Origin of the sequence: Streptomyces zingiberis (genome assembly GCF_012034935.1) — a bacterium.
GTDB lineage: Bacteria > Actinomycetota > Actinomycetes > Streptomycetales > Streptomycetaceae > Streptomyces > Streptomyces zingiberis.
Map to the genome: position 1 here is coordinate 308,362 of NZ_JAATEN010000002.1, position 21,525 is coordinate 329,886.

The window sequence follows — 21,525 nt, forward strand, 5'->3', positions numbered from 1 at the left end:
CCCGACCGAAAGAGGCAGACCCCGAGTGCTGACCGTCGACTTTTCCCGGTTCCCCCTGGCCGCGGGCGACCGCGTGCTCGATCTGGGCTGCGGCGCCGGCCGGCACGCCTTCGAGTGCTACCGGCGCGGCGCGCACGTGGTGGCCCTCGACCGCAACGCCGAGGAGATCCGCGAGGTCGCCACCTGGTTCGCCGCCATGGAGGAGGCGGGAGAGGCCCCGGCCGGCGCCACCGCCACGGCGCTGGAGGGCGACGCCCTCGCCCTGCCCTTCCCCGACGGCAGCTTCGACGTCGTCATCGTCTCCGAGGTGATGGAGCACATCCCGGACGACCGGGGCGTGCTCGCGGAGATGGTCCGGGTGCTGCGGCCCGGCGGCCGTATCGCCGTCACCGTCCCCCGCTACGGGCCCGAACGGGTGTGCTGGGCGCTCTCCGACGCGTACCACGAGGTCGAGGGCGGCCACATCCGGATCTACCGCGCCGGCGAACTGCTGGGCCGGATCCGCGAGGCCGGACTGCGGCCCTACGGCAGTCACCACGCGCACGGCCTCCACGCGCCGTACTGGTGGCTCAAGTGCGCCTTCGGCGTGGACAACGACCGCGCCCTGCCGGTGCGCGCCTATCACAAGCTGCTGGTCTGGGACATCATGAAGCGCCCCCTGCTCACCCGGACCGCCGAACGCGTGCTCGACCCGCTGGTCGGCAAGAGCTTCGTCGTCTACGCCACCAAGCCGCACCCGGCGGACCGGCCCGCCGGGCCGGGCGGTGAGGGCACGCGTGGCCGGACGGCCTCCGGGAGCGCCGGGGCCGCCGTCCCGGCACCCGCCGCCACACCCGCGGAAGCCCCCGCCGGCGGGGCCGCCGCCCCGGCTACCGCCGCGACCGGCGAGGCCCCCGCGTGACGAGCCCCGGCCGCACCGAGCACCTCGTCCTGCCCGGCGTCCTCACCGCGGCCGAGGCCGCGGCCACCGTCGCCGGGATCCTCGCCGAGCAGCGCGCGGACGGCGCCATCCCGTGGTTCCGCGGCCACCACCTCGACCCGTGGGACCACATCGAGGCCGCCATGGCCCTGGACGCAGCCGGTGAGCACGGACGCGCCGAGGCCGCGTACCGCTGGCTGGCCGAGCACCAGCTCCCGGACGGCTCCTGGTACGCCGCCTACACCGACGGCGACGCCACCGCGCCGTCCGACCGCGGCCGGGAGACCAACTTCGTCGCCTACGTGGCCGTGGGCGTCTGGCACCACTACCTCGCCACCGGCGACGACGCGTTCCTCGACCGGATGTGGCCCACCGTCCGCGCCGCCGTCGGCTTCGTACTCGAACTCCAGAGCCCCGGAGGCCAGATCGGCTGGAAGCGGGAGGCGCCCGCGGACGGCGGAACGCCCGGCCCGGGGGAGCCCGCGCCGGGCGCGGCCGTCACCGGCGCCCTGCTCACCGGCTGTTCCTCGATCCACCAGGCGCTGCGCTGCGCACTCGCCGCCGCCGAGCACCTCAGGGAGCCCCAGCCCGGCTGGGAGCTGGCCACCGGCCTGCTCGGTCACGCCATCCGCCGCCACCCGGAGCGGTTCCTGGACAAGTCCCGCTACTCCATGGACTGGTACTACCCGGTGCTCGGCGGCGCGCTGACCGGCCCGGAGGCCAAGGCGCGCATCGAGGGGCGCTGGGAGGAGTTCGTGGTGCCCGGGCTCGGGGTCCGCTGCGTGTCGCCCAACCCCTGGGTCACCGGCGGCGAGAGCGCCGAACTGGCGCTCGCCCTGTGGGCCATGGGCGAACCGGAGCGCGCCGTGGACATCCTCCGCTCCATCGGCCACCTGCGGACTCCGGACGGCATGTACTGGACGGGCTACGTCTTCGCCGACGAGACCGTCTGGCCGGCCGAGCGCACCACCTGGACCGCCGGCTCGGTGCTGCTGGCCGTGGCCGCCCTCGGCGGGGACACCGCGACCACCGCCGTCTTCGGGGGCGGAGGCCTGCCCTCCGGGCTGGAGCCGGACTGCTGCTGACCGCTGCTGAGCACGGTGCGGCGCGGGGAGCGCGGTGCTCCGTCACGCCGGTAGCGGCCCGCGGGCCCGTGCGGGCTCCCCGGCGGCCGGACGCGCGCGGGCCGGGGCGGCGGCGGGGCCGGTCACAGGACCGGGAGACGGGGCCGACGGCACCCTCGGGAGCGCCCCGGCGGCCGACCGCGGGACGTCCGGCCGGGGTGGCGCGGCCCCGGCCGGACGGGCCTCAGGCCCGGCCGGGCAGCCGGGCGGCCAGCGCGTGCCCGATGATCAGGTAGACCAGCGCCGGCAGACCGAAGGTGAGCACGACCTGGAGCCAGTCGAGGTCGACCGTGAACAGGCCCTGGGCCCAGCCGGAGAGCCACAGCGCGGCTTCCCGGACGAAGGAGACCAGGTCGTTGGCCCGGTTCGCGTCGAGGAGATACATCACGATCCACAGCACGAGGATCCCCGCGGCCACGTCCGCCACCAGGCGGATGGCGGAGGCCGCTGAACTGCCGCCTGAACGTCTTCTAGGACTCATGTCCGGCTTCTTGCCCGGCCCTCGCCGTTCATGCCGCTCCCTTGCCGGTCAGGCGGTTCTCGCGGCTGCCGGGGCCGGTGCGGCCGTCGCGGCCGGGGAGGACGCGTGGCCGGGGAGGGCACGCGGTGTGCCCGGGTCCGCCGGGGTGAGAGCGGGCGACACGGCGGCCCCGGGCACACCGCCACCCGCCCCGGCGGCGCACGGCCTGCTCCGGCGGACCCGGACCCGTGCCCGCGTCCGCCCGTCACCGGCCGGGACCCGGGGCGGATACGGCCGTGGCCCCGCTCCCCGGGTGGGGAACGGGGCCACGAGGCCGGGCAACGGGACCGCTCGGTCAGCCGCGCTGGATGCCCGAGGTGTCCTGAAGGACGCCGCGCCGGCCGTCCTGCGTCTGGGCGACGAGACCCTGCCCGCGCTGCTCGACCGCCAGGTACCAGGTGCCGGGGGCCAGTTCCGCGACCGGGGCCTGGGAGCCGTCCTCCGCGTAGAGCGGCCGCGTCACCGGCACGGCGAACCAGAACGGCGAGAAGCCGGGCGCCGGCGCCGGAGTGCCCGGGCCGCCGGGCGCGCCGCCCTGCTGCGGGCCGCCGTACGGCTGCGCGCCGGGGCCGGGCTGTCCCGCCTGCTGCGGGCCGGGGTAGCCGTAACCCGGCTGCGGGCCGCCCGGGTAGCCGTAACCCTGGCCGGGGCCGTGACCGTAGGGCGAGGGCGCCTGCGGCTTCGGGGCACCCAGCAGGGGCGCCTTGAGCGCGGGCACCCGGCCCGGCAGGATCGTGCCCGCGGCCAGCGCCAGCGCGCCGATCAGCGCCAGGATCGCGCCGATGCCCACGCCCGCGCCCTTCGGCGCGAGGAAGACGCCCCACAGCGCGTTCCAGAGGGCGGCCAGCGTCAGGCCCGTGCCCCACTCGCCGAGGGAGAGGCCGATGATCTTACGGCCCTCCGGCTGGAAACGGCCCGCGATCACGAGACCGGCGCCGATCAGTCCCAGCAGGAACACCGCCGGGAGCACCAGCATCAACTGGTCGACCTCCCAGGCGTTGGGTACCCCGGGGAGCTGGTCGCACAGCGCGCCTTCGCAGTCGACGGTGTAGTAGTCCAGGAACGAGGCGATGAACAGCAACACCGCTGCTCCGATCACCACGCCGTCGCCTCGAGTGAGGGAGCGGATGTTCACGTCAGGTCCTTCGTCGTCTCGTGAGTGTGGGTGCCTGCCGCGGAGTCGCGGACGGCCTGGAGCGGGGGTGGCCCCCATCGTACGGATGGGCGCGTCGCCGTGGAGTGCGGGGTGTGACGGCGGGTCACCGCAGGTGTCCCCCTGGCCGTGCTCCTCACTTCTTCCCCCGGTTTCCGTATCTGGTGGTTCTGGCCGGTTCCGCCCGGTTCGGCGGACACCGTGGCTTCCGTGCTTCTCGTGCTTCCCGTGCTTCTTGTGTTTCCTCGGCTTCTCCTGCCCCTCCTGCTTCTTCAGGTGCTCCAGCTGGATCGGTTCGTAAGGGCGCCGTTCGGTCTCCGGGCCCGGGTCCTCCCGGGCCGCCCGGTTCCCCTCCGGCGCGCGTGCGGTGGGCGTTCCGTACGCGCGGGCCGCCCGGCCGCAGTCCCGCACGGTGACGGGCGGCGCGGGGCGGGCGGTCTCAGTCCGCTTCCGACAGATACCTCGCTATGCCGTCCGCGATGCCTTCGGCCGTCCGCGCGCGCCCGCGGGCGTCGGTGAACTCCCCGGCGTCCCGCGCGTTCCGCATGTTGCCGCATTCGACGAAGACCTTGGGGACGGTGGAGAGGTTGAGCCCGCCGAGGTCGGAGCGTACATCCAACCCGCTGCCGCCGCCGATGTAATCCGCGGGGGCGTTGCCGGTCTCCCGCGCGTAGGCGTCGGCCACATGTTCCCCCAGCGCACGGGACGGACCCGTGATCGCGGTGGTGTCGGCCCCGCCCTCGCGCACCCGGCCCGGCAGGATCACGTGGAAGCCGCGCGCGCCGGACGGCGCGCCGTCGGCGTGGACGGAGACGACGGCGTCGGCCTCCGCCCGGTTGCCGATCTCCGCGCGCTCGTCGATGCACGGCCCCCAGGGGCGGTCGCCGTCGTGGGTGAGGCGCACCGTCGCGCCGTCCCGCTCCAGCAGCGTACGGATCCGGCGGGCGACGTCCAGGGTGAACTCGGCCTCCGCGTAACCGGAGTCGGTGGCCGTGCCGGTGGTGTCGCACTCCTTGGAACCGGTGCCGATGGGGACGCTCCGGGCGATCTCCCGCGGGTGGTCCCGGTTGCCGGGGTTGTGGCCCGGGTCGACCACCACCACCCGCCCGGCCAGGGGCTGGTCCCCTCCCGCGGCCGGGCCGGGGGTGACGTCCGAGGGGCGCGGTGCCCCGGGGGCGCGCTCCGCCGGCCGGGACTCGGAGGGGCGCGCCGTGGCGCCGGCCGGGTCCCCGCCCCCGCCGCCGTCCCCCGGCCGCGTGAGGAGCCAGCCGGTGAAGCCGGCCGGTATGAGGACGGCCAGCACGACCATCGCGGTCACCGAACTCCGGCGCGTGCGGTGCGGATCCGGGCCGGCGGCGCCGTCGGGGGCGCCCGGGCCGTCGGGGCCGTCGGGGCCGTCGGGGAAGGAGCGGAAGGGACTGCCGTTCGACACGGGCGCGATGCTATCGGCGGGCCGCGAGCTCCGCGCCGGTACGGCGGAGCACACGCAGCGAACGGGTGACCGAAACCTCGGTGAAGTCACCGGATTCCAGGGCGCGGCGGTAGATCCGGTACGGGGCCTGCCCACCGTCCGCCGGGTCGGGGAAGACGTCGTGCACCACCAGCAGCCCGCCCGGTGCCAGATGCGGGGTCCACCCCTCGTAGTCGGCGGTCGCGTGCTCGTCGGTGTGACCGCCGTCGATGAAGACCAGCCCCAGCGGCCGGGCCCACAACCGCGCCACCTGGGGCGAGCGGCCGACGACGGCGATCACGTGCTCCTCCAGGCCGGCGCCGTGCAGGGTGCGGCGGAAGGCGGGCAGCGTGTCCATCCGGCCGGTGGCCGCGTCGACCAGCGCGGGATCGTGGTACTCCCAGCCGGGCTGCTGCTCCTCCGAGCCGCGGTGGTGGTCCACGGTGACGGCCACGGTGGAGGCGTCCCGGGCGGCGGCGGCCAGCAGGACGGTGGACCGCCCGCAGTAGGTGCCGACCTCCAGCAGCGGCAGGCCGGAGGCGGCCGCCTCCACCGCCGCGGCGTACAGGGCGAGTCCTTCGTCGACGGGCATGAAGCCCTGGGCCGCCTCGAAGGCCGCCAGGACCTCCTGGGCGGGGGCGGTCGGCGGCGGGTGCGGCGCTGTGCTCAACGTTCGGGTGCCTCACGGGTGACGGTGCGGTGGCCTGCCCGGCGGAGCGCGGAACCGGCCCCGGCCCGGGGCACGGGCCCGGCCCCGGCGCGCCGGGGGTTCCATGCTGCCGGACGGCCCGCGGCGGGGCGCGGGCGGGGGCCGGGCCGGCGGGGGCTGGGCTGTCACGGCGTCCGCCGCGCGGGGGCCGGGCGGAAGGGCGCCGTGGGCGAGGCCGGTGGGGCCCGGTGGGCCCGTGGGGCCTCCTGCCCCAGGCCCGCTGGGCCTTCTGTCCAGGCCCGCTGGGCCTCCGTTCCCGGCCCGGGTCCTGTCCCGGCCCGTGTGCCTCCTGCCCCCGGCCCGCGCGGGCCACCTGTCTGCCGACCCGTCCGGGGCCCGCTCTCCCGGCCCGTCCGGGGCCCGCCACCGGGCCTCGGCCGCGCATGCTGTCGGCGGACTCTCCTCACCGCGCGCGATCATCTGCCTCCCGCCCCGCCCGCGCGCGCTTCCGGCCCCGGGGGTGCCGGGCCCGGCCGGTGGGCGGCGGAGCGCCGTTCAGCCGCGGAGGGGGAGGCCGGGCGGCGTACCCGGGGTCCGTAAGGTGGACCGCCCCCGTGACCGTGGTTCTCCCGTGGCCGGTCCCGCCGGGCCGGTACCGGTGCGCCGCCCGGGTGCCACGCCGTCCGCCGCCCGGCCGCCGCCCGGCCGGCGGGGGAGTGCGCGCGGCCCGCGCGTGGCCGCCCGGAACCGTCCGTCTCCCGGCCTGTGCCGACCGGAGGCCGGAGCGTGGACGGCCTGTGACCGGCCCGTGGCCGGATCGCGGACGGCTCCGGCACCCGGCCGGCCGTGCGGGGAGACGGAGCGCACGACCGCGCGGCAGACCGAGGAGAGGAACACCATGGCCGTCACCGAACCGCCCCGGGAGCCCGGCTCCGGGCAGGGCTCCGGCTCCGCCCCGGGGCCGCTTCCCGGGGCCGCGTCCCCGCCCGGGCTCCGCCCCGGTCCCGGCGCGGCCCCCCGCTCCGTACCGCCGTTCCCCGGCCGGGGGCGGCGCGTGCTGGTGACCGGGGCCTCGCGCGGTATCGGCCGGGCCGTGGCACGCGCGTTCGCGGCGGGAGGCGACCGGGTCGCGGTCCACCACGGGAGCCGGCGCGCGGACGCCGAGCGGACCCTGGCCTCGCTGGACGGCGCCGGACATGTGCTGCTCGGCGCGGACCTCGCCGAGCCGGACGCGGCCGCCGCCCTGGCCGACGCCGCGGGCGAGGCGCTGGGCGGGCTCGACATCCTGGTCAACAACGCGGCCGTGAGCCTCCCCCATCCGCCGGCCGGGAGCGACCGGGCCCACTGGGCGGAGGCGTGGCGCCGCCATGTGGACGTCAATCTGCTGGCGACCGCTCATCTCTCGCACGCGGCGGCGCGGATGATGATCGAGCAGGGCACGGGCGGCCGGATCGTGAACGTCGGCTCCCGGGGTGCCTTCCGGGGCGAGCCGGAGCAGCCCGCGTACGCGGCTACCAAGGCCGCCGTGCATGCCCTCGGCCAGTCTCTGGCGGTCGCGCTCGCCCCGTACGGCATCGCCGTGACGTCGGTGGCACCCGGTTTCGTCGCCACGGAGCGGGTGGCGCCGCGGCTGGAGGGGGGTGCGGGGGAGGCGCTGCGCGCGCAGAGCCCGTACGAACGGGTCGCCGAGCCGGAGGAGATCGCCGCGGCTGTGCGCTGGCTGGCCTCGCCGGAGGCGGAGTGGAGTTCGGGGACCGTTCTCGACCTCAACGGAGCCTCGTATCTGCGGACCTGACGGTTCTCCGGCAAACCGGGCCGGACCCGCTGCTCCGACGGCTACCGCCGGGGCGTGACGGCCCCGGGGGCCGGCGGACGGCGGCCCGCCCCGGTTCGCCGCCGTGGCCCGCCGGGTCCCGCGGCCGGGTGGGCGGGGTGCCGCACCGGCGTCCTCCGGCCGCCCGCGTCAACCGTCCACCCTTGACGGGCCGGGAGGGCGCCGGCGCGTTCGGGGCTCCTCCACCGCGCGGGGATCCGGTACCGGAGCGGAAGGACCGCCCCCGCCGCGCGGTGAACGTTCCTGGGCGGCCGGTCGCGCCCCCGGCCCGTCCCGCCTCCCGCAGTCCCGGGCGCCTCGTTCGCTCCGCCCCAGCCCGGAGCGGGCGGCGCCCGGAGGACGGGGCCTTCGAGGGGCCCGCCCCGGACGCGACGGTGGCCGCCGGCCGACGCCGGCGGCCACCGTGCCGCGCGTTCACCCCGGCCGGGAGCGGACGCTCAGACCTCCCGGCCGGGGGAGGGACGGCGGTGCCGCCCGCGCCCCGGGCCCTCGGCGTCCTCCCGGGCCGCCGGGCCGCGGTGGCGCCCCGGACCGGCGTCGGACGGGACGGTCTTCTTCTCCCGGCGGGCCGTGACCGGCGCGCTCCTCACTTCGAACATGTCGTACCTCACCCCGTTGACGGCTGCGCAACTGCACAGCTCCATGACGTTCCCTGCCTCGCGGCTCTCCCTCTGCGGGGGCGCGCCCGCGAGCGCGCATACGGCGCCGCGCCACGGCCCCGCGCCCCGTGTCCGTCGGACATGGAGACGCCGGGAAGAAGCAGACCCTGAGAAGCCGTGGAATCCGGGCACCCGGAGGGCGCCGGAGACCTCACGGAACACGCCAAGTAACCCACGGCGCCCAGGTGTTGAGCGGCGCCTGCCCCCTGCGGGAAGTTTACCGGCGGCCACCGACAGCCCCCCGTCCGGCACGCCCGGGCGTGCGGCGTCCGCCCCGGCGCCGTGACGGACGTGCCTCCCGGCGGCGGGGCGCCGGTGCCCCGGGCGGTCTCCCGCTCCCCGGCCCCGCGCCCGTGGTCACGGCGCGGCACGTCCCACCCGGTGGGCCGGGGCAAGGCGCCGGGCCGCGCCCGCCGGGACGCGGGGTAGCCTTTCCCCCGTGCCCGCACTGTCTGAAGTCATCGCCGCGCTCGAAGCGCTCTGGCCGCCCGCGCAGGCCGAGGAGTGGGACGCCGTGGGCACCGTCTGCGGGGACCCGGACGCCCCGGTCGGGCGCGTGCTGTTCGCCGTCGACCCGGTGCGGGAGGTCGCCGACGAGGCCCTGCGGCTCGGCGCCGACCTGCTCGTCACCCACCACCCCCTCTATCTGCGCGGCACCACGAGCGTCGCGGCCACCACCTTCAAGGGCCGGGTCGTGCACTCCCTGATCCGCGGCTCCGTGGCGCTGCACGTCGCCCACACCAACGCCGACCGCGCCGACCCCGGTGTCTCCGACGCCCTCGCCGGCGCGCTCGGCCTGCGTGTCACCGGGCCGCTCGTGCCCGATCCGTCCGACCCCGCCGGGCGCCGCGGCCTCGGCCGCCTCTGCGAACTCGACGAGCCGGAGACCCTCGCGGAGTTCACCGAACGCGCCGCCGCCGGGCTGCCCGCCACCGCCCAGGGCATCCGCGTGGCCGGGGACCCGGGCCGGACGGTCCGCACCGTCGCCGTCTGCGGCGGCTCCGGCGACAGCCTGTTCGAAGACGTCCGGCGCGCGGGTGCCGACGCCTATCTCACCGCCGATCTGCGGCACCATCCGGCGTCCGAGGCGCGGGAGCACGCCCTGCACAGCGGCGCCGGCCCCGCCCTGCTGGACGCCGCGCACTGGGCCACCGAGTGGCCCTGGACCGAGCAGGCCGCCGCCCAGCTCGACGAGGTCTCCGACCGGCACGGCTGGGGCCTGCGCACCCATGTCTCCCGCACGGTCACCGATCCCTGGACCGCCCGTGCGGCCTCCTCCGAACCCGCCACCGACACCCCGGGAGCCCCGAACTGAACGCCGAGCCCGCCGACCAGATCCGCCTTCTCGACGTCCAGGCCCTCGACGTCCGGCTCTCGCAGCTCGCGCACCGGCGCCGGACGCTGCCCGAACACGCCGAGATCCAGGGCCTGGAGGCCGACCTCGCGCAACTGCGCGACCTGCTGGTCGCCGCCCGGACCGAGGAGAGCGACACCGCCCGCGAGCAGACCAAGGCGGAGCAGGACGTCGACCAGGTGCGCCAGCGCGCCGCGCGGAACCAGCAGCGGCTCGACTCGGGCGCCGTCACCTCGCCCAAGGACCTGGAGAGCCTTCAGCACGAGATCGCCTCGCTGGCCCGGCGCCAGGGCGACCTGGAGGACGTCGTCCTGGAGATCATGGAGCGCCGGGAGGCCGCGCAGGAGCGTGCCACGGAGCTCACCGGCCGGGTGGAGTCCGTCGAGACCAAGCTGGAGGACGCCGTCGCCCGGCGGGACGCCGCGGTGGCCGAGCTGGACCGGGAGGCCGCCTCCGTCACCAAGGAGCGCGAGACCGTCTCCGCCACCGTGCCGCCCGAGCTGATCAAGCTCTACGAGAAGCTCCGCGTCCAGCAGGGCGGGGTCGGCGCCGCCAAGCTCTACCAGCGGCGCTGCGAGGGCTGCCGGCTGGAACTGAACATCACCGAACTGAACGATGTCCGGGGCGCGGCCCCCGACCAGGTGGTGCGGTGCGAGAACTGCCGCCGCATCCTGGTCCGCACCCCGGAATCGGGGCTGTAGGCCCGTGAGCCCCGTGCATCCCGCCGGCGCCCCGAACGCGGGGAAGCGGCGCTTCGTCGTCGAGGCCGACGGCGGCTCCCGCGGCAACCCCGGACCGGCCGGTTACGGCGCGGTCGTCCTGGACGCGGCCAGCGGGGAAACGCTCGCCGAGACGGCCGAGTTCATCGGTACCGCCACCAACAACGTGGCCGAGTACCGGGGGCTCATCGCCGGGCTGCGGGCCGCCCACGCCCTCGACCCGGAGGCCGCGGTCCTGGTGCGGATGGACTCCAAGCTCGTCGTCGAGCAGATGTCCGGGCGCTGGAAGATCAAGCATCCGGACATGCGGCCGCTCGCCGCCGAGGCGCGCACCGTCTTCCCCGCTCCCGGCCAGGTCAGCTACACCTGGATCCCCCGGGAGAAGAACAAGCACGCGGACCGGCTGGCGAACGAGGCCATGGACGCGGGCCGGCGCGGGGAGAAGTGGGCTCCCGCCGGCTCCCGGGCGGCGCTCGCGGGCGGCCCCCGGCCGGAGGCCGCCGCGGACTCCGCCGAACCGGCTGAACTGGACGGGCTCGACGGGCTCGACGGGCTGGACGGCCTGGACGGGGCCGGCGGGCCGGGGGAGCGGGCCGGGGCGCCTGCCGCCACGCCGGCCGGCTGGGCGGCGCCCGCCGATCTCGGCACCCCGGCGACCTTCGTCCTGCTGCGTCACGGCGAGACCGACCTCACCCCGGAGAAGCGCTTCTCCGGCAGCGGTGGCGACGACCCCGGGCTCTCGGCGGCCGGCCGCCGCCAGGCCGAGGCCACCGCGGCGGCGCTGGCCGCGCGCGGCACCGTCCAGGCGATCGTCACCTCCCCGCTGCGCCGCTGCCAGGAGACGGCTCAGGCCGTGGCCGCCCGCACCGGGCTCGACGTCCGCGTCGACGAAGGGCTGCGGGAGGCGGACTTCGGCGCCTGGGAAGGGCTGTCCTTCGCCGAGGTCCGCGAGCGCCACCCCCGGGACCTCGACGCCTGGCTCACCTCACCGCAGGCCGCGCCCACCGGCGGCGAGTCCTTCGCGGCGGTGGCCCGCCGGGTGGCCCTCTCCCGGGACAAGCTCATCGCACGGTACGCGGGCCGCACGGTGCTGCTGGTCACCCATGTCACCCCGATCAAGACCCTGGTGCGGCTGGCCCTGGGCGCCCCCGCGCGCTCGCTCTTCCACATGGAGCTCGCGCCGGCCTCCCTCTCGGTGGTGGCGTACTACGCGGACGGCAACGCCTCGCTGCGCCTGCTCAACGACACGCACCACCTGCGCTGAACCGGCCGGGGCCGGACCGGACGCCGGCCGGCACGGGCCCCGTGCCGGCCGCGCCGGGGGCGGGCCCGCCGGTTTCCGTCCGTGCGGTTCCGGCCCCCGTTCCGGCGGGTCGGTGGACGCCGGTCAGTGAACGCCGGTCACCACCACGTCCAGCGCCCAGGGCCGGGCCGTGCCCCCGGCCGGGGCGGCGGAGGACCGCACCTCGACGGTGTGCCCCAGTTCGCGGAGCACGTCCACCAGCTCCGCCGGACCGGCCGGCTCCGCGCCGGACACCAGCAGATCCCGCACGAGCCTGCCCTTGGTGGCCTTGTTGAAGTGGCTCACCACCGACCGCTTCTCCACCCCGCCCACGATCTTCGACTGAAGGACCCGCACCGTCGCCGTCCGGCCGGCCACCGCGCCCTTCGGCTTCCAGGCGGTGGCGTACGCGGCCGAGCGCAGATCCAGCACCAGCCCCTCACCGGCGGCCCCGGGGACGGCCTCGGCCAGCGGGCCCCGCCAGTACGCCCCCAGTCCGCCGAGGGCCGGCAGCTTCACCCCCATCGAACAGCGGTACGACGGAATGCGGTCGCTGATCCGCACCGCTCCCCACAGCCCGGAGAAGACCAGCAGCGTCCGCCCGGCGCGGGACCGGGCGGCGGCGTCCAGCGAGGAGAGGTCCAGCGCGTCGTAGAGCACACCGGTGTAGATCTCGCCCGCCGGCCGGGTGGGCGCGGTGCGGAGGGCGGCGTTCTTCGCCACCTCGCCACGGAGCCCTTCCCCGATCCCGAGGACCTCCCGCGCCTTCTCCTCGTCCGCCGCGCAGAGCGCCACCAGTTCCTCCAGTACCTCGGCGCGGGCCGCCGACAGCCCCGGCAGCGACAGCCCGCCGAGGTCCAGCGGATCGCCCGACCCACCGGTGGCCTTACCTTCGGACGGCGGCAACAGCACGAGCACGGTCGAACACTCCTCGCGAAATCGCGGAACGGACGAAAACAGAACGGACGGAAACGGAAACGGTACGGACGAGCGGACGGAAACGCGGACCGGGCCGAGGCGGGGAAGCCGGCCTCGCCACCGGCGGCCGGGCCCAGCCTCCCCCGGACGGCCGGCCGCTCAGAACTCCGCCACCCGGTGGAGCCGGAACGGCCCGGCGGCCCCGGGGCCGAACATCACCGGGAGCTCGTCCCCCGCGGGGACCACCACGACCGGCCGGTCCCGGTACTCGCGGAGGAAGCACTCCAGAGGCTCCCAGATGAGCGTGCGGTAGCCGGACTCCGTGCGCTGGGGCGGGAACGACAGAGACAGCGACTCGCCGTCCGTGACCTCACCGTCGGACACGCTGACGGCCTCCACGGCGAGCCATTCCCCGCCGACCCACGCTTCCAGGCGTATGTAGTCCATGGCGCAAGACTGCCTGGTGCCCCCCACCGCCCGCACCTCGGGGCCGGAAACGCTCCCGGGTCCCCGCCACCGTCCGGAGACCCTGCGCCCACCGGCCTCCGTCGTGGTCGTCCGCCGGGGGCCGGTGCCACGATCGGGTGAGGAACTCCGGCGCGCGGGAACCGGCCCCCTCCGTTTCCTACGGTCGTGGCAGGACACGGAAGGTGCGTGACATGAGCGCCACGGCACATGAACACGAGCCGCTCACGCGGGAGAATCTCCTGCTGGAGGGCTTTTTGGCCCTGGAGACGCCGGAGGGTTTCCGGGCCGAGCTGATCGAGGGGGAGATCGTCGTGACGCCGCCCCCGGACGGGGCCCATGAGGCTGTCATCAGCCGGATCACCAGGCAGCTGGCCCGGCGCTCGGCGGTGGACATGGACGTCTCCGGCAACAAAGGGCTGCGGGTGCCGCGCGGTGGCCCGGGTCTGCGGAACCGCGTCATCCCGGGCCTGACCTTCGCCGAGGCCCACTCCGGACTGTTCGACGACGCGGAGCCCTGGATGCCGTGCGACGGGGTGGCCATGGTCGTCGAGGTGACGTCCTCCGGCGCCGACCGGGACCGGACGATCAAGCGGTACTGCTACGCGCGCGGCGGCATCCCGCTGTATCTCCTGGTCGACCGTGAGCGGAGGTCCGTGACGCTCTTCGGAGAGCCGGGAGGGGAGGACTACCGCCAGGTGAGCACCGTGCCGTACGGCAAGGAGATCATCCTCCCCGCTCCCTTCTCCTGCGAGCTGGAGACCGGAGAGTTCCTCCAGCCGGGCCGCCTCTGGGGACCGGTGGTCGCGATCGGGCGATGAGTTCACGGGACGGGGGCGGTCTGATGCGGTGTGACGACCGCTACAGGAGGCAGGCGATGGCCCGTTCCGAGGACGCACCGGCCGCGACCCGGCACCGTACCCGGGAGGGTCCGGCCCCGGGCGCGGGCCACCCCGCGCCCGGCGGTCCACCGCCCGGTCCGGTGGAACTGACACTGACGCTCCCCGCCACCCTCACCCGTGACGACGTACCCGGGCTCTGCGCGCGGCTGCGCTCCCTGCTGCCTGAGCAGGCAGCCGCCGTACCGGCCGTCCCGGCGGCCCGTGACCACCGGGCGGCCCGGAAGGGTTCCCGGGAGCCGGAAGACCCGGGCGGCCGGGAGCAGCCGGGGGCCCGGGAGGGCCCAGGGCCCGGGGAGAGCGCGGGAGCCCGTGGTGACGGCAGCGGGGCGGGCAGCGGGGAGTGCGGCCTCCTCGTGGTCTGCGACGCCGGCGCCGTCACCCGGCCGGATCTCGCGACGGTGGAGGCGCTCTCCCGGCTCCGGCTCACCGCGCGCCGCCTCGGCCACCGGTTATCTCTGCGGAACGTGCGGCCGGAACTGCTGGGGCTCCTGCGGCTGCTCGGCCTGGACGGCGTCCTGGCCGTGGGTCTCTCCGGGGAGGGCTCCGGGGAGGGGGAGGCCGTCGGGGCCGAGGCGGGCGGGCAGGCCGAAGAGGGGGAAGAAATGGGCGGTGTCCAGGAAGGAGTTGATCCCCGAGATCCGGCCGGCTGAGATCTCGATGATTTGCAGGGCCCAGGCCTCGTACCCCTCGCCGTCCGGTGCCGGGCGGTACTGGGCGAAGGCGGGGCTGCCGTTGGCCGTGACGGGGAGCAGCCGCGAGCCGCGGCAGCCGATGCCCGTGCCCAGCATCCAGGCGCGGATCTCGGCCGCGCCCCGCAGCCACAGCGGGTACGGGGGCATGGTGAGCCGGGCGTCCTCGTGCAGCAGGGAGGTCAGGGCTTCGAGGTCGTAGCGCTGGAAGGCGTCGACATAGCGCTCCAGCAGGGCGCGCTGCCCGGCGTCGAGCGGGCGGGCGGGCTCGGAGTCCTCCCCGGCGGCGGCCCGCAGCGTGGCCCGGGCGCGCTGGAGGGCACTGTTGACGGAGGGGACCGAGGTGCCCAGCAGTTCCGCGACCTCGCTCGCCTTCCAGGCGAGCACCTCCCGGAGGATCAGCACGGCCCGCTGCCGGGGCGGCAGATGCTGGAGGGCGGCCACGAAGGCCAGCCGCACCGAATCCCGGGCCACCGCCACCTCGGCCGGGTCGCCGGCGCCGTCCAGGACACGGCCGTCGGGGGCGGGCTCGACCCAGGCCGACTCGGGGAGCGCGTCCGGCAGGGCGGCGGTCGCGGGCTGCGGGGAGGAGAGGTCCATGGGGCGGGCGCGGCGGCCGGATCCCTTCAGCATGTCCAGGCACACATTCGTCGCGATGCGGTAGAGCCAGGTACGGAGCGCCGCCCGGCCCTCGAAGCGGTCGAGACTCCGCCAGGCCCGGACCATCACCTCCTGCACGGCGTCCTCGGCGTCGAACGCCGAGCCGAGCATCCGGTAGCAGTAGCCGGTCAGCTCCACCCGGTGCCGCTCCAGCCGCTCCTCGGCATCGGCGGAACCGGCCGCCCCGGGCCCGCCGCGCGGCTCCGCGCCGGCTCTCCTCTCCGCCACGGCCGGACCGGCCGCTCCCTGCGCTGCAACGAGTTCACTCATCGAGGCTCACCTCACGCCGCCCTCGGCACCGGACCGGTGTCTCCGGCCCCGTGCCTCAGCACAGTAGGCGCAGGGTCTGACAATGGCCCCTCCCTCGCCGGGCCCCGGCGCCCGCCACGGGCGGAAGCGCTGGTGAGCGGCGTGCCGCGGGGGCCGGCGGGCCGGCGAGTGGGCCGGCGGCGGGGGGCCGCCAGGCCCGGGCCCGGGGGCCACCGCGCGACGTCCCGCGGCCACGGCCCGCGTCCCGCCGGCCGCGGTGGACGGGACGGCGGCGCACCGGCGGGTACCATGGTCACCACGGCGGACGAGCCGGCCGGGCGGTCGCGTCGGGATCCTCGGGATCCCGCCGAGGAACGTCCGGGCTCCACAGGGCAGGGTGGTGGGTAACGCCCACCCGGGGTGACCCGCGGGACAGTGCCACAGAAAACAGACCGCCGGGGCCGTGAGGCGCCCGGTAAGGGTGAAACGGTGGTGTAAGAGACCACCAGCGGCCGGGGTGACCCGGACGGCTCGGTAAACCCCACCCGGAGCAAGGTCGAGAGGAGCCGTCTCCGGACGGCTCTGCGCGGACGTTCGAGGGCTGCCCGCCCGAGTCCGCGGGTGGACCGCACGAGGCCGGCGGCAACGCCGGTCCCAGATGGATGACCGCCTCCCCAGGGGCCGCGAGGCCCCCGGGAGACAGAACCCGGCGTACAGGCCGACTCGTCCGCCGCCTGTACACCTGACCTGCTGCTTCCTGCGGCTTCCGGCATCGCGGGGAGCCTCCGGGGAGAATCCGGGGGAATCGGCGCCCGCGCGCAGGGTGTGCCGGGCCGGTGCGGCGACGCCGAAGCCGCCCGGCCGGGGAAGTGCCGGTGGTGGCGGCTCCGGCGCAGGACGCCCGTCGCGATCCCCGGGGCGTCGGGCGAGCTGCGGGAAGAAGATCTTCCCGGGACCCGGGGCGGCCGCTCCCGCCGCGGGCCTCCCGCGCGCCCCGGCGTGATCCGCCGCCCCATCGCCGGGCCGCGCACACGGGGTGTGAACCGCGCGTCGGATTCTCCTCCCGTACACACCCTGTCTTTTGTCCGCGATGCGCGGTTCACTCGGTTCGACGGGTCGCCGCTCCCCCGCCCGGCGGCCCGCTCCGCTCCGCCCCCGGTCGCCCACCTCCTCCCTCCGCGCGACGGGGGCGGGGCCCTGCCCCCGGACCGCTCCGCCCACGGCTCCGCCCACGGACCGCTCCGCCCACGGCTCCGCCCACGGACCGCTCCGCCCTGCCGGTCCGCCCGCCCCGGCGCTCCCGGCCGTCCCTGCCGCCCCGTGGGTCCCGGCCGCACACCTGTCCGTGCGTACACCCGTCCGTACGCACGCCCGTGTCCCGTCGCCCGCGGGACCAGGGCCGTACGCGAAGCTCATCCGACGGCCATATGGCTGTTGTGCACGCGACAACCCCGCGCCGCCCCGTGGCGCTCGAATCTCCCTGACACCAACCCACGTCAGGGGAGGGCCAGATGACTTCAACGTTCCCCGAGCGGGAGCTGCGTGCCGCCGCCGCACACCTCGGCCGCCGCCGCTTCCTCACCGCCACCGGGGCCGCCGCCGCGCTCGCCTTCGCCGTCCATCTGCCGGGCAGCGCCCAGGCCGCCGATCTGGACGCCCGCCGCGCGCTCGCCGCCGACCCGTTCACCCTCGGCGTCGCCTCCGGCGACCCCGGCCCCGGCTCCGTCGTGCTGTGGACCCGACTCGCGCCCGAACCGTACACGCCCGACGGCGGGATGCCGTCCGCCAGGACCGAGGTGGCCTGGGAGATCGCCCGCGACGAGCGGTTCGCGCAGGTCGTCCGGCGGGGCACGGCCACCGCCCACCCGGAGTACCACCACACCCTGCACGTCGAGGTGGCCGGTCTCGAACCCGACCGGGTCCACTGGTACCGCTTCCGCGCCGGCGACTACGTCAGCCCCGCCGGCCGCACCCGCACCGGCCCCGCGGCCGGCGCCCGGCTCCGCGAGCTGAAGCTCGCCGCCGTCTCCTGCCAGGCCTACCACCAGGGGTACTTCACCGCCTTCCGCCACCTGGCGGACGAGGACCTGGACGTCGTCTTCCACCTCGGCGACTACCTCTACGAGTACGCGGTGAACTCCGCCGGCGGCGTCCGCGGCTACACCGGGAGCCGCGCCCTGCCGGCGCACTTCAACCGGGAGACCGTCACCCTCGACGACTACCGGATGCGCTACGCCCTCTACAAGTCCGACCCGGACCTGCGGGCCGCGCACGCCGCCCACCCCTACGTCGTCACCTGGGACGACCACGAGACGGAGAACAACTACGCCGGGTCCGTCTCCGAGGACGACGTCCCGCCCGGGGAGTTCCTGATCCGCCGCGCCGCCGCCTACCGCGCCTACTGGGAGAACCAGCCGCTGCGCGCCCCGCAGCGGCCGGACGGCTCCGGCATGCGGCTGTACCGGCGGCTGACCTTCGGGCAGCTCGCGCAGTTCGACGTCCTCGACACCCGCCAGTACCGCTCCGACCAGGCGTACGGCGACGGCTGGCGCCGCCCGGGGCCGGAGTCGGAGAACCCGGCGCGCACCATGACCGGTGCCGCGCAGGAGCGCTGGCTGATCGACGGCTGGCGCGCGTCGCGGGCGCGGTGGAACGTCGTGCCGCAGCAGGTCACCTTCGCGCAGCGGCGCTCCGACACCACCGGCGCCTACACCCTCTCCATGGACGCCTGGGACGGCTACCCCGCCTCCCGCGAACGGCTCCTCGCGGGCGCGGAGTCGGCCGGGGTGGAGAACCTCGTCGTCCTCACCGGCGACGTGCACGTCGGCTACGCGTTCGACATCAAGCGGGACTTCGACCGCCCGGACTCCCGCACGGCCGGCGTCGAGTTCGTCGCCACCTCGATCAGCAGCGGCGGCGACGGCGCGGACCGCCCCGCCAACTACGCCACGTACCTGGCCGCCAACCCCCACATGCGCTTCTACAACGGCCGGCGCGGCTACGTCACCGTCACGCTGGACGAGGAGCGGGCCCGCGCCGACTTCCGCACCGTCGCGCGGGTCACCACCCCCGGGGCGCCCGTCACCACCGCGGCGTCCTTCGTCACCCGGGCCGGCGCACCCGGCCTGTCCGCGCTCTGAACCGGCCCCGTGCCGCCGCCCCCGCGCGGGCGGCGGCTCCGGGTGCCCGCGGGGGAGGGGCGCGGTGCGGGCTGGGCGGGCGCGCGGCCGTCCCGCGCGCGGCCGTCCCGCGCCTCCGGGCGTGGTTCCGGGCCGGCGCCCGGCGGGTCCGCCCGCCCCTCCCCGGGAGGCGCGGCTCATCCCTCCCCGGGGTAGCGGACGCCGATCCGTTCGCGCACGGTGTCCAGCGTGCGCATCACCGCGAGCGTGCCGTCCAGCGGTACCAGCGGCGACTCCCGCTCGCCCGCGCGCAGACAGCGCATCACCTCGGCCGCCTCGTGCTGCATCCCGCTGAGCTCGCCGGCCACGGTGATCTCCTCCGGCTCGCGGCCCGGCCGGTGCAGCACACAGAGGCGCGGGTCGATGAAGCCGCGCGGGAACTCGATCCGGCCGGCCGTGCCGGTCACGGCGGCGGTCGTCGGGGTGCGCGCGGTGAGCGAGCAGCTCAGCACGGCCACCGCGCCGGAGTCCCAGCCGAGCAGCATCCCGGTGTCGGTGTCCACGCCCTCCCCGGTGAGCGCCGCGCGCGCCTGCACCTCGGCGGGCTCACCCAGCACGAGCTGCGCGAACGCCACCGGGTAGACCCCGAGATCCAGCAGCGCCCCGCCGCCCTGCGCGGGATCGAGCAGCCGGTGGCCCGCCGGGAACGGCCCGGCGATCCCGAAGTCGGCCTGCACCGCCCGCACCTCGCCGATGGCGCCGTCCCGGATCCGCCGCAGCGCCTCCCGCACCACCGGATTGCAGTACGTCCACATCGCCTCCATCAGGAAGCGGTCCCGCGACCGGGCCAGTTCGACGAGTTCCGTGGCCTCCGCCACGTTCAGCGTGAACGGCTTCTCGCAGAGCACCGCGCGCCCCGCCGTCAGGCAGAGCCCGGCCGCCGCCCGGTGCGCGGAGTGCGGGGTGGCCACGTACACCACGTCCACGCCGTCATCGGCCGCCAGCGCCTCCCAGCTGCCGTGGGCGCGCGGTATGCCGAAGCGCTCGGCGAAGGCCGCGGCCGTGCCCGCGCTCCGCGAGGCCACGGCGGCGATCTCCGCGTCCGGCATCCGCCCGAGCTGCTCGGTGAAGGTGGACGCGATGCCACCGGTCGCCAGAATGCCCCATCTGACCTGATCCATTACCGTCGTCCCCGCCTGTCGGCCGTCGATTGGTGCTGCGAGAATATGGGAGCGGTTTCATCCGCCGGCCGGGACCCGGTGGAGGGGCGAGCCGCCGCGACGGCGGGCGTCCACGAGACCTGACGGGAACGACGAGGAACGAGCGACGGAGAGGTGTCATGCGGGAGAGCAGCCGGCGGACCGAGACCCGGGGTGCCCGCCGTGCCGGGCGGACCGGCCGAGACGAGCGGGACCGGCCGCCGACGGACCCGGTCCCGCGGGCCGGGGCGGGCCGGAAGGGCGGCGGCGCGCGGAGCGGACCGCCGGGCGGGCGCCCGACGGGCCTGCTGGTGACGCTGATCCTCGGCGGGCTGACGGCCGTCCCGCCGCTGTCCCTGGACATGTACCTCCCGGCGCTGCCCGCCGTCGGCGACTCCCTCGGCAGCTCCGCGACGACCGTGCAGCTCACCCTCACCGCCTGTCTGCTGGGGCTGGCGCTCGGCCAGCTCCTCGTCGGGCCGATGAGCGACCGGTGGGGACGCCGCCGCCCGCTCCTGGCCGGCCTGGTCGCCTACGTCGTGGCCACCGCGCTCTGCGTCCTCGCGCCCGACGCCACGACGCTCGTCGTGCTCCGCCTGATCCAGGGGCTGGCCGGCTCGGCGGGCATCGTGATCGCCCGCGCCGTCGCGCGCGACCTGTACGAGGGCAACGCGATGGCCCGGTTCTTCTCCACCCTCATGCTGATCTCCGGAGTGGCCCCGATCGCCGCGCCCGTGATCGGCGGGCAGGTGCTGCGGATCACCGACTGGCGCGGGATCTTCGTCGTCCTCACGGTGGTCGGCACCCTGCTCACCCTGGTCGTCTGGCGGTGGCTGGGGGAGACCCTGCCACCGGAGCACCGCCGGCCGGCCGGCGGCCTCCCCGAGACGCTCCGCACCATGCGCGGCCTCCTCGCCGACCGGGTCTTCACCGGCTACCTGCTCGCGAGCAGCTTCTCCTTCGCCGCCCTCTTCGCCTACGTCGCGGCCTCCTCCTTCGTCATCCAGGAGATCTACGGCGCCTCCCCGCAGACCTTCAGCCTGATCTTCGGGCTGAACTCCATCGGCCTGATCGGGGTGGGCCAGATCAACGGGCACCTGCTGGTCGGCCGGGTCAGCCTGGACAAGGCGCTGGCGGCCGGCCTGGCCGTCATCACCGCCGCCGCGACCGCCCTGCTGCTGCTGTCCGCCGGGGTGTTCGGGGAGGTGGGGCTGGTGCCGGTGGCCGCCACGCTGTTCGTCCTGATGTCGGCCATGGGCCTGGCCATGCCCAACACCAACGCCCAGGCGCTGATGCGCACCCGGCACGCCGCCGGCACCGCCTCCGCGCTGCTGGGCACGGCGACCTTCCTCGCGGGAGCCATCGCCTCACCGCTGGTCGGCGTCGCCGGGGAGGGGACGGCCGTGCCGATGGCCGTCGTCCAGCTGGTCTGCGCGCTCGCGGCCGGCGCGGCCTTCCTGCTGCTCTGCCGTCCCTGGCGGCCCCGGCCGCCGGCCGAGGGGACGAGGGCGACGGAGCTGGGGGCGGCCGGGGAGACCGGGCAGACGGCGGTGCCCCCGGCGGGGCAGGCCACGGCCCGCCAGACGCAACCGGGCCCGGCCGGGCCCTGAGCGGGCTCGCCCGCCGCCGGAACGGCCACCCCGCCCGCCCCACTAGAATCG

Annotated in this window: 18 protein-coding genes, 1 other RNA gene and 1 pseudogene; 11 read left to right on the plus strand and 9 right to left on the minus strand. The window is 76.3% G+C overall.

The window, feature by feature from the left end; genetic code table 11:
- The first annotated feature begins 25 nt into the window (after nucleotides 1-25).
- Nucleotides 26-901, plus strand: a complete 876-nt coding sequence (locus HCK00_RS03495) for a class I SAM-dependent methyltransferase (protein ID WP_168100236.1) — start codon at nucleotides 26-28, stop codon at nucleotides 899-901.
- Entirely contained in the window at nucleotides 898-2,004 is a 1,107-nt protein-coding gene (locus tag HCK00_RS03500) for a prenyltransferase/squalene oxidase repeat-containing protein (RefSeq protein WP_168100237.1), read from the plus strand. The genes HCK00_RS03495 and HCK00_RS03500 overlap by 4 nt, the downstream gene beginning before the upstream one ends.
- Before the next feature lie 223 nt (nucleotides 2,005-2,227).
- Here HCK00_RS03500 and HCK00_RS03505 read toward each other — a convergent pair whose 3' ends face one another.
- The 4 genes from HCK00_RS03505 to HCK00_RS03520 all read right to left on the minus strand — a co-directional run bounded on the left by HCK00_RS03505 (nucleotide 2,228) and on the right by HCK00_RS03520 (nucleotide 5,836).
- A complete protein-coding gene (locus HCK00_RS03505; protein WP_168100238.1) occupies nucleotides 2,228-2,524 on the minus strand; it encodes a hypothetical protein in 297 nt (98 codons plus the stop codon).
- 334 nt (nucleotides 2,525-2,858) lie between these two features.
- Nucleotides 2,859-3,698 carry a hypothetical protein gene (locus tag HCK00_RS03510; RefSeq protein ID WP_168100239.1) on the minus strand — a complete coding sequence of 280 codons (840 nt, stop codon included), beginning with the start codon at nucleotides 3,696-3,698 and terminating at the stop codon, nucleotides 2,859-2,861.
- Nucleotides 3,699-4,155: 457 nt separating this feature from the next.
- Nucleotides 4,156-5,148 carry an N-acetylmuramoyl-L-alanine amidase gene (locus tag HCK00_RS03515; protein ID WP_375781906.1) on the minus strand — a complete coding sequence of 331 codons (993 nt, stop codon included), beginning with the start codon at nucleotides 5,146-5,148 and terminating at the stop codon, nucleotides 4,156-4,158.
- 10 nt (nucleotides 5,149-5,158) lie between these two features.
- Nucleotides 5,159-5,836, minus strand: coding sequence for a class I SAM-dependent methyltransferase (locus tag HCK00_RS03520; protein WP_240965193.1), 678 nt, complete (start codon nucleotides 5,834-5,836; stop codon nucleotides 5,159-5,161).
- A gap of 877 nt (nucleotides 5,837-6,713) precedes the next feature.
- On the opposite strand from HCK00_RS03520, the gene HCK00_RS03525 reads away from it, so the two are divergent.
- Entirely contained in the window at nucleotides 6,714-7,610 is an 897-nt protein-coding gene (locus HCK00_RS03525; protein WP_168100240.1) for an SDR family NAD(P)-dependent oxidoreductase, read from the plus strand.
- 476 nt (nucleotides 7,611-8,086) lie between these two features.
- On the opposite strand, the gene HCK00_RS03530 is transcribed toward HCK00_RS03525, so the two are convergent.
- Nucleotides 8,087-8,293 carry a hypothetical protein gene (locus HCK00_RS03530; RefSeq protein ID WP_168100037.1) on the minus strand — a complete coding sequence of 69 codons (207 nt, stop codon included), beginning with the start codon at nucleotides 8,291-8,293 and terminating at the stop codon, nucleotides 8,087-8,089.
- Between the two features lie 454 nt (nucleotides 8,294-8,747).
- Between HCK00_RS03530 and HCK00_RS03535 the strand changes: the two genes are divergently transcribed.
- From HCK00_RS03535 to HCK00_RS03545, 3 genes are read left to right on the plus strand one after another with little or no spacing between them, the layout of a single operon-like run.
- Nucleotides 8,748-9,623 carry a Nif3-like dinuclear metal center hexameric protein gene (locus tag HCK00_RS03535; RefSeq protein ID WP_168100241.1) on the plus strand — a complete coding sequence of 292 codons (876 nt, stop codon included), beginning with the start codon at nucleotides 8,748-8,750 and terminating at the stop codon, nucleotides 9,621-9,623.
- The gene (locus tag HCK00_RS03540) at nucleotides 9,620-10,363 is read left to right on the plus strand and encodes a zinc ribbon domain-containing protein (RefSeq protein ID WP_206319917.1); all 744 of its coding nucleotides are present in this window, start codon (nucleotides 9,620-9,622) and stop codon (nucleotides 10,361-10,363) included. The genes HCK00_RS03535 and HCK00_RS03540 overlap by 4 nt, the downstream gene beginning before the upstream one ends.
- A 4-nt stretch (nucleotides 10,364-10,367) precedes the next feature.
- Nucleotides 10,368-11,645: a bifunctional RNase H/acid phosphatase gene (locus HCK00_RS03545; RefSeq protein WP_311765120.1), complete on the plus strand. Its 1,278-nt coding sequence runs from the start codon at nucleotides 10,368-10,370 to the stop codon at nucleotides 11,643-11,645.
- A gap of 123 nt (nucleotides 11,646-11,768) precedes the next feature.
- Here HCK00_RS03545 and yaaA read toward each other — a convergent pair whose 3' ends face one another.
- Together yaaA and HCK00_RS03555 are read right to left on the minus strand one after the other, a co-directional pair.
- A complete protein-coding gene (gene yaaA / locus HCK00_RS03550; protein WP_168100243.1) occupies nucleotides 11,769-12,581 on the minus strand; it encodes a peroxide stress protein YaaA in 813 nt (270 codons plus the stop codon).
- A 159-nt stretch (nucleotides 12,582-12,740) separates the two neighbouring features.
- Nucleotides 12,741-13,028 (minus strand): hypothetical protein, encoded by a 288-nt coding sequence (locus HCK00_RS03555; protein ID WP_168100244.1) that lies wholly within the window; start codon nucleotides 13,026-13,028, stop codon nucleotides 12,741-12,743.
- Between the two features lie 212 nt (nucleotides 13,029-13,240).
- Between HCK00_RS03555 and HCK00_RS03560 the strand changes: the two genes are divergently transcribed.
- Complete coding sequence (locus HCK00_RS03560) at nucleotides 13,241-13,867, plus strand: Uma2 family endonuclease (RefSeq protein WP_168100245.1); 627 nt, start codon at nucleotides 13,241-13,243, stop codon at nucleotides 13,865-13,867.
- Nucleotides 13,868-13,923: 56 nt separating this feature from the next.
- Nucleotides 13,924-14,406 (plus strand): annotated as a pseudogene (locus HCK00_RS27310) (hypothetical protein); the annotation flags it as partial.
- Here HCK00_RS27310 and HCK00_RS03570 read toward each other — a convergent pair.
- Complete coding sequence (locus HCK00_RS03570) at nucleotides 14,398-15,567, minus strand: sigma-70 family RNA polymerase sigma factor (protein WP_168100246.1); 1,170 nt, start codon at nucleotides 15,565-15,567, stop codon at nucleotides 14,398-14,400. The pseudogene HCK00_RS27310 and the gene HCK00_RS03570 sit on opposite strands and share 9 nt — an antisense overlap.
- A gap of 305 nt (nucleotides 15,568-15,872) precedes the next feature.
- On the opposite strand from HCK00_RS03570, the gene rnpB reads away from it, so the two are divergent.
- Together rnpB and HCK00_RS03580 are read left to right on the plus strand one after the other, a co-directional pair.
- Nucleotides 15,873-16,276, plus strand: an RNA gene (rnpB, locus tag HCK00_RS03575) — RNase P RNA component class A.
- Nucleotides 16,277-17,057: 781 nt separating this feature from the next.
- Nucleotides 17,058-18,686, plus strand: a complete 1,629-nt coding sequence (locus tag HCK00_RS03580) for an alkaline phosphatase D family protein (RefSeq protein ID WP_168100247.1) — start codon at nucleotides 17,058-17,060, stop codon at nucleotides 18,684-18,686.
- A 176-nt stretch (nucleotides 18,687-18,862) separates the two neighbouring features.
- Here the strand turns inward: HCK00_RS03580 and HCK00_RS03585 are convergent, their stop codons facing one another.
- Entirely contained in the window at nucleotides 18,863-19,846 is a 984-nt protein-coding gene (locus HCK00_RS03585; RefSeq protein WP_168100248.1) for a Gfo/Idh/MocA family protein, read from the minus strand.
- A 158-nt stretch (nucleotides 19,847-20,004) separates the two neighbouring features.
- Between HCK00_RS03585 and HCK00_RS03590 the strand changes: the two genes are divergently transcribed.
- Nucleotides 20,005-21,474, plus strand: coding sequence for a multidrug effflux MFS transporter (locus HCK00_RS03590; RefSeq protein WP_168100249.1), 1,470 nt, complete (start codon nucleotides 20,005-20,007; stop codon nucleotides 21,472-21,474).
- Nucleotides 21,475-21,525: the final 51 nt, after the last annotated feature.